Source organism: Spirulina subsalsa FACHB-351, from assembly GCF_026130165.1.
GTDB lineage: Bacteria > Cyanobacteriota > Cyanobacteriia > Cyanobacteriales > Spirulinaceae > Spirulina_A > Spirulina_A subsalsa_A.
On record NZ_JAIHOM010000020.1, the window covers coordinates 49,432 to 55,950 of the forward strand.

The window sequence follows — 6,519 nt, forward strand, 5'->3', positions numbered from 1 at the left end:
TAAGTGAACCCTTCCAGATTTCACCCAAATGGGTGAGAAAAAACTTCCGGAAAAGAATTTTAAGTGCTTGAAAGTGTAAATAGAATTAATAGCCCAAATTCGGTAGATTTTTCTCTCAGAAGTGCTTATTAATCCTTAGATGAAGCGTGAGCTTGGCAGGATTAGAGGGAATCCTAAACAAGAGATACACCCAGAGGAGCAGGTAAAAAAAATGGTTTCTCTGAAAACAAGTTAAACTGGAAGTAGTGTGATCGGTTCACAGAAAACCGGCCATTTGTTCACAGTATCTTTAACTACTTAATTGTACAATCAACACAGGGAGACGTTTATGGGAAAGAACATCATGAAATCCTATTCTAGACTCGGTATTGCCACCTTCCTGACAGCAGCCCTCAGTGTAGCAGGAATGTCTGTCGGTCAAGCCATGGAATTTCGTCCGCCAGATCGGGGAGCGCCGCGTAGTGCCGCCGATGGTGGGACTCGGGGATGCACGGTTCAAGAATCCAGTCAGAAGACCTTAAAAGCCTTAACTCCCGGACAAGCTTTACCGTTAACCCTGTCCACCCATCCCACATTCTTCTGGTATATGCCTGAAACTCAGGCTGAAGTTGTAACCTTTGTCCTCAATGACCGCTATGAAAACACGGTCTATTCTGTAACAATGGACAACCCCAACCAAGCGGGGATTATGAGCATTAGTCTGCCTGAAGAGGAACGCTACGCCCTCAAAACCGGGGAAAATTACCATTGGTATGTATTCCTGACTTGTAATGCCAATGACCCGACGGGTGATGTGTTTGTGGATGGTTGGGTACAACGGTTAGATGAAAGTGATCCCCTCGCTCAACAACTCCTGAGTCAAGGTGGAAATCCCGATCTAACACGCTTTGCGGAAGCAGGTATTTGGCATGAAGCCCTAGCCGGATTGGTTAAACAACGGCAAAATGCCCCCAATGACATAGAATTAGCAGCTTCTTGGCAAGAATTCCTAGAGTCCGTCAATTTAGGGCAATTAGCTCAAGAACCATTCTTGCGGTAAGAATTGTCGGAAAAGTTTCCGGTCAAGCCAGATCGAAGATGGAAGAATGGGTATAAGGCTAAATCTGTCTCGATCTGGACTTGAAAAACTTAAGCCATGCTTAGGAGTGATTCTGTGAATCATTGGAACATTAAGCTGATTAGCCTAAAATCCCTGGGGTCTGCTCAGACGGTTTTAGGCTTTTTCGTTGGATTTGGAACTTGCGGTCTGGGGATGAGTCCCGTTGCCGCACAGTACATCGTGCCTGCGAATGATGGGACGGGGACTTTACTAGACCAGCAAGGGAATGCTCTGCGTATTCATGGTGGCACTGTTTCAGCCGATGGACAGAATTTGTTCCATAGTTTCTCACAGTTCAATCTACAATCCGGTTATACTGCCAATTTTGAGGCGGCCGCTGGGACACAAAATATTTTAGGGCGAGTGGTGGGGGGGAATCCCTCGTTAATTAATGGGATGCTTCAGGTGACGGGGGCGAATGCGAATCTGTACCTAATGAATCCGGCGGGGATTATTTTTGGGTCAGGGGCTTCGCTCAATGTTCCGGCAGACTTTACGGCAACGACGGCGACGGGAATTGCTTTAGATGGGGGGGTTTTCCACGCCCAAGGGAGTAATAATTATGCGGCTTTAATTGGGGCCCCTAATCAGTTTATTTTTTCGAGTCCTCATCCCGGTGTAATTGTGAATGCTGGGGATTTAGCGGTGACTCAAGGTCATAATTTGTCGTTGCTGGCCGGGACGGTGGTAAATACGGGCAGTTTAACGGCACCGGGGGGTCATTTAACGGTGGCGGCGATTCCGGGGACTCAGCGGGTGCGGATTAGCCAAACGGGGATGATTTTGAGTTTGGAGGTGGAGGTTCCCCAAACAGCCGATGGACAGCCTGCGCCGATTCATGCTCGGGATTTGCCGAGTTTGTTGACGGGGGCGGCGAATCACTCTGAGTCACAGATCCGGCTAGGTGCGGCGGAAACGGGGTTAAGGGTTGTTAGTACCGCGAATGACCAGAGCATAGACAGTCAAAATAGTCCCCAAACGGTGCAGTTTAACAATTCTGGGGCGATTATTCCCAATTTATCGGGCTTGGTGGCTTTGACGGGGAGGTTGGATGCGAGTAGTGTTACGGGAACTGAACAGACGATTCAAGTTTTAGGCGATCGCATTGGCCTCTGGAAGGCTCATCTCAACGCTTCGGGAACAGAGGGCGGCGGCACTATTTTACTAGGGGGAGAACACAAGGGACTCGGCCCGACCCCCACCGCTCAACGAGTGTTTATTGACTCCAACTCCACGTTAAAAGTCAATGCCACCGGGGACTATGGAGACGGGGGACGGGCGATCATTTGGTCTGATGATACCACCGTGTTTAATGGCTCCCTTTGGGCCGGTGGAGGAACCTTGGGGGGCAATGGGGGCTTTGTGGAAGTGTCCGGCAAGGAAAAGCTACACTTTAACGGCAATATTGAGATGAAATCCTGGGGACAGCCCGGCACCGTATTGTTAGATCCCCAAAACATCTGGATTACCCAGTTAAATTCTGGAACCGATGATGATGAATTAAATGACGGGCAAATCCTGGCCTCCGATAGTCCGGGTGCTAGTTTTGTCATTTCCGAAAATAAGCTCAATGACCTAGCGAGTCAAGGGGTTCATATCATTTTAGAAGCGACTAACTTGATTCACCTTAACTCCGATCGGTCCCTCAATTTCTCCGATGCCGCATCCGTCCGCTTTTCCGCACCACTCATCAACTTAGTTGGGGCGGTCAATATGGGGAATACACCCTTGACCTTAGATGCCAATGGGCTAGATATGCGGGATTTACAGGGAACAGGTCAACTGAATATTCGCCCTTTTGAGATTGATGGAGATATTCGCATTGGCGGGACACCCCCCACCAGTGCAATGGATTTAGATGCGGCTGACCTCAACGGTATTAAGCCCGGTTTTCAGGTGATTAATGTGGGTCGTCCTGATGGCACGGGCAATATTTTTTTAGAGGATTTGAGTGCGGTGACTTCCCCTTTAAATATTGTGGGAGGGTCTACGGTCTATGGGCAAAATCAAACTACAACTTGGACGTTAACAGGGGCTAAAACCGGCCGCATGACGACGAATCAGCATCAGGTGACGTTTAGTAATATTAACCGTTTGGTGGGAGGCAATGCTGCTGATACTTTTGTGTTTCAAGATGGGGTGAATTTTAATGGGATTCTGGATGGGGGTGGGGGATTTAACCGCTTAGATTATTCGGCCTATACCAGTCCCGTGACCGTTGATTTAGCCAATAATGCGGCAACGGGTACTCTGGGTGTTTATAACATTGCTCAAACTGTTTTCCCTTCCTTAACGCCTCCCCCAATTTCCCCAACTTCCCCTAGTCCATCAAATCCGGTGAATAATCCCCCTGTGGTGAATAATCCCCCTGTGGTGAATAATTCCCCTGTGGTGAATAATCCCCCTCCTTCGGTCAGTGCGGATGAACCAGAAACCCGCCCGAATTTTGCCCAGATGACCCTAGCTTCCCTGTTCCCCAACTTGGCTCAAAACCGTTTACTGGTGAGTCTAGACTCGGGTGAGGAATTGGAGTTAGATACAGGACTCTATCTGAATCTCAATCCCTTTTTTGACCGGGGGGATACGGCCGGGGCTGTTTTAGCGTTGGATAATCACTTTACAGAACGATTTGGGCGTTATCTCAACAAGGAAGTGGCCGGGGAAGAACCAACTGTCGAGGAAATGCAAGACCATTTGCAACGGATGGCTGGAGAAACGGGGATGAATACGGCGGTTATCTATGCGTTTATCCGACCGGAACATTTAGAATTAATTCTCGTGCCTCCGGTGGGGGAGCCTATTCATTATCGCGTGCGAGAAGCGAATCAAAGTCGGTTGTTAGAGGAGGTGCGCAAATTCCAGTTTGAAATTGGGAGTCCCATTCGTCGTCAATCGAATAGTTATCTCGCTCCGGCACAACAACTCCATCAGTGGTTCATTGGACCAATGGCAAAGGATTTACAACGGTTTGATATTCAAACCCTATTGTTGATTGTGGATGAAGGATTGCGTTCTCTACCCTTTGCGGCGCTCCATAATGGGGAACGGTTTTTGGTGGAAGATTATAGTATGAGTTTGGTGCCGAGTTTTCACTGGTTGAATCTGGAACGGGGGAATGTTCAGAATAGTCCTTTGTTGGCAATGGGAATGTCCGAATTCCGGTCTAAAACGCCCTTACCTGCGGTTCCGACGGAGTTAAAGGCGATCGCACAAAAATGGGAAACCAGCACCACCTTACTCAATGAACGCGCTACCCTCAGCAACTTACAACGCAATCAAAATCGGCAGGACTTTGGCATTGTTCACATTGCCACCCACGGCGAATTTCAGCCCGGTTCTGTGGAAGAGTCCTATATTCAACTGTGGGATCGAGCCATTGGGTTAAATGATATGGCCAATCTGAACTGGGTCGAAAATCAGGTTAATTTGTTAGTTTTAAGCGCCTGTCGGACTGCATTAGGAGATACTCAAGCCGAATATGGTTTTGCTGGATTGGCGGTGAAAACGGGGGTGAATACGGCCGTGGCAAGTTTATGGTATGCCAATGATGTGGGAACTTTAGGGTTAATGAGTAGTTTTTATAACAATTTACGCCAAGTGACGACCAAAGCAGAAGCCTTAAGACAAGCGCAAATAGCCCTGTTACGGGGGCAAGTTAAGATTCGGGAACAGACACAGAATCAAGGTTTAATTTTAGTGGGTGAGTTTGGCGAAATTCCGTTAACCTCTGAGTTTAATGATTTAGGCATTCGGAGTTTACAACATCCCTACTATTGGTCTGGTTTTGCCATGATTGGTAATCCTTGGTAATCCGAGATTGCATTGACCCTCCCACCCCGGAAAACTAACTTAACATCATGGAAATTCGTCCCGCCACCGAGACTGATCTCCCCCAACTCGCCCAACTCTACCATGAGGCAGTTTGTACCCTTGCCCCCCAACATTACACCCCCCAACAAGTGGCCGTCTGGGCGAGTTTCGGGCGTTTAAGTCCTGCCTTTCGTCACTTCATCCTAGATGCTAACACCTTTGTTGTAGACCGAGATGAGCAAATTCTAGGGTTTTGTGGCATTGACTCAAAGGGCCATCTCACCTCCCTCTACGTCCATCCTCAGCACATCCGCCAGCACATTGGTTCTCAACTGGTGCAAAGAGTTCTCGACTATGCCACACAGCACAGAATTAACCCCATTTTCGTTGAAGCAAGTCACTTTAGCCGTCCCTTATTCGAGAAATTCGGTTTTCGTCTCACTGAGATTGAACAAATCCAACGGGATGGGGTAATTTTTGAGCGCTTTCATCTTCAGCGACATCGGGCTTGCTGACTCCCCCTGTTCCCTTTTCCGGGCTTTTGCGCGGGCTTTTGCTGGCTGGTCATTTTCGTGTATAAATCAAACAGTTTCTCTAGCCGTTCCGTGTCATTTTTGAACGATTTTGAACGCGATCGCATCTGCGATCGAGGGGTTCATTATTTTTTCTGTCGTGGGCTTCTCGGACTAGGGGAAATTCTTTGTCCATGCGGGTCTGGTATTATTATTCCCCCACAAGGGCGATCGCCTGTGCCAGTAAAGTAGGGCTAATGCGTAAACCCACTTGGACAAGGTTCTCTAAATCCTGCTTGACCGATGAGATATATCCCATTTGCTTCCCTAACACAATCACAGCTAAAGTACCTCGAACGGGAATCTGGAGAACTTTGGCTGCTTTCCGTGCTGCTAGGTCATCGATAATGGCTTCATAGCCAGGATGCTTAACAGCCCAGGATAAGACCTGGCTTTCGCCCAACCCAAGATCCCAACTGGCAATCCTTGAGTCAATTTCTGGAGCAGGTTTAATGTATGCTTGGCCTGTTTGCTGGAGCCAAATAACCGCACTGTCAGCGTATCCACCTAGGTTAATTTCATCTGCAACACCTTGAGGAATAACCACTTCATCACACAGTTCACTCAGTAATTGAATGCGATCGATCTTGGTTAAGCTAATAATGGGTGAGGTATTGACGACCCAGCGCTTAACCACGGCTAACCTCCTCCGTGAGTTCTTCTGGTGTGGTCTGGAATGGAGAAACTCCAAATCGATCGAGAGCTTGCAGAAAAGTCTGGCGGCTGATCCCGGCAATTTCGGCAGCTTTGGATTGGGAAATCATCCCGACTTCATACCACTTGACTACAGCAGCAATGAGCAGTTCTTGAGCGAATTCGTCTGGAGTGCTGCGAAGAACGGAAAAAGCACTTTCAGGTAAGTTCAGTTGAATTTGAATCATCGAATTAGGTTGAGATTGACATGAATATTATGACCAAAAATAATGGGTTTCAAGCCCCGCCCTTCCAGGGCGGCATTAGGAGTGCTACAATGATACCAAGCAAGCCAGTGTCAAACAATGTTGGTTCTCGAATACAAGGTCAAACCCAAACCTTATC

At 48.0% G+C, this 6,519-nt stretch carries 5 protein-coding genes; 3 read left to right on the forward strand and 2 right to left on the reverse strand.

Annotation, left to right across the window (positions count from 1 at the left end; translation table 11 throughout):
* The first annotated feature begins 343 nt into the window (after nucleotides 1–343).
* The 3 genes from K4A83_RS05855 (at nucleotide 344) to K4A83_RS05865 (ending at nucleotide 5,424) form a co-directional block, all read left to right on the forward strand.
* Complete coding sequence (locus tag K4A83_RS05855) at nucleotides 344–1,039, forward strand: DUF928 domain-containing protein (protein ID WP_265263510.1); 696 nt, start codon at nucleotides 344–346, stop codon at nucleotides 1,037–1,039.
* Nucleotides 1,040–1,153: 114 nt separating this feature from the next.
* On the forward strand, nucleotides 1,154–4,909 hold the full coding sequence (locus tag K4A83_RS05860; protein WP_265263511.1) for a CHAT domain-containing protein: 3,756 nt from the start codon (nucleotides 1,154–1,156) through the stop codon (nucleotides 4,907–4,909).
* 47 nt (nucleotides 4,910–4,956) lie between these two features.
* Nucleotides 4,957–5,424, forward strand: coding sequence for a GNAT family N-acetyltransferase (locus K4A83_RS05865; protein ID WP_265263512.1), 468 nt, complete (start codon nucleotides 4,957–4,959; stop codon nucleotides 5,422–5,424).
* A gap of 208 nt (nucleotides 5,425–5,632) precedes the next feature.
* On the opposite strand, the gene K4A83_RS05870 is transcribed toward K4A83_RS05865, so the two are convergent.
* Both K4A83_RS05870 and K4A83_RS05875 read right to left on the reverse strand, forming a co-directional pair.
* Complete coding sequence (locus K4A83_RS05870) at nucleotides 5,633–6,118, reverse strand: DUF3368 domain-containing protein (RefSeq protein ID WP_265263513.1); 486 nt, start codon at nucleotides 6,116–6,118, stop codon at nucleotides 5,633–5,635.
* Entirely contained in the window at nucleotides 6,111–6,362 is a 252-nt protein-coding gene (locus tag K4A83_RS05875) for a UPF0175 family protein (RefSeq protein ID WP_265263514.1), read from the reverse strand. Before K4A83_RS05875 ends, K4A83_RS05870 begins: the two co-directional genes overlap by 8 nt.
* Between the last annotated feature and the right edge of the window lie 157 nt (nucleotides 6,363–6,519).

Bases quoted from the DNA above. Each gene is read 5' to 3' on its own strand.
- K4A83_RS05855 (WP_265263510.1), top strand. From the start codon at position 344: ATGAAATCCTATTCTAGACTCGGTATTGCCACCTTCCTGACAGCAGCC.
- K4A83_RS05865 (WP_265263512.1), top strand. From the start codon at position 4,957: ATGGAAATTCGTCCCGCCACCGAGACTGATCTCCCCCAACTCGCCCAA.
- K4A83_RS05875 (WP_265263514.1), bottom strand. From the start codon at position 6,362: ATGATTCAAATTCAACTGAACTTACCTGAAAGTGCTTTTTCCGTTCTT.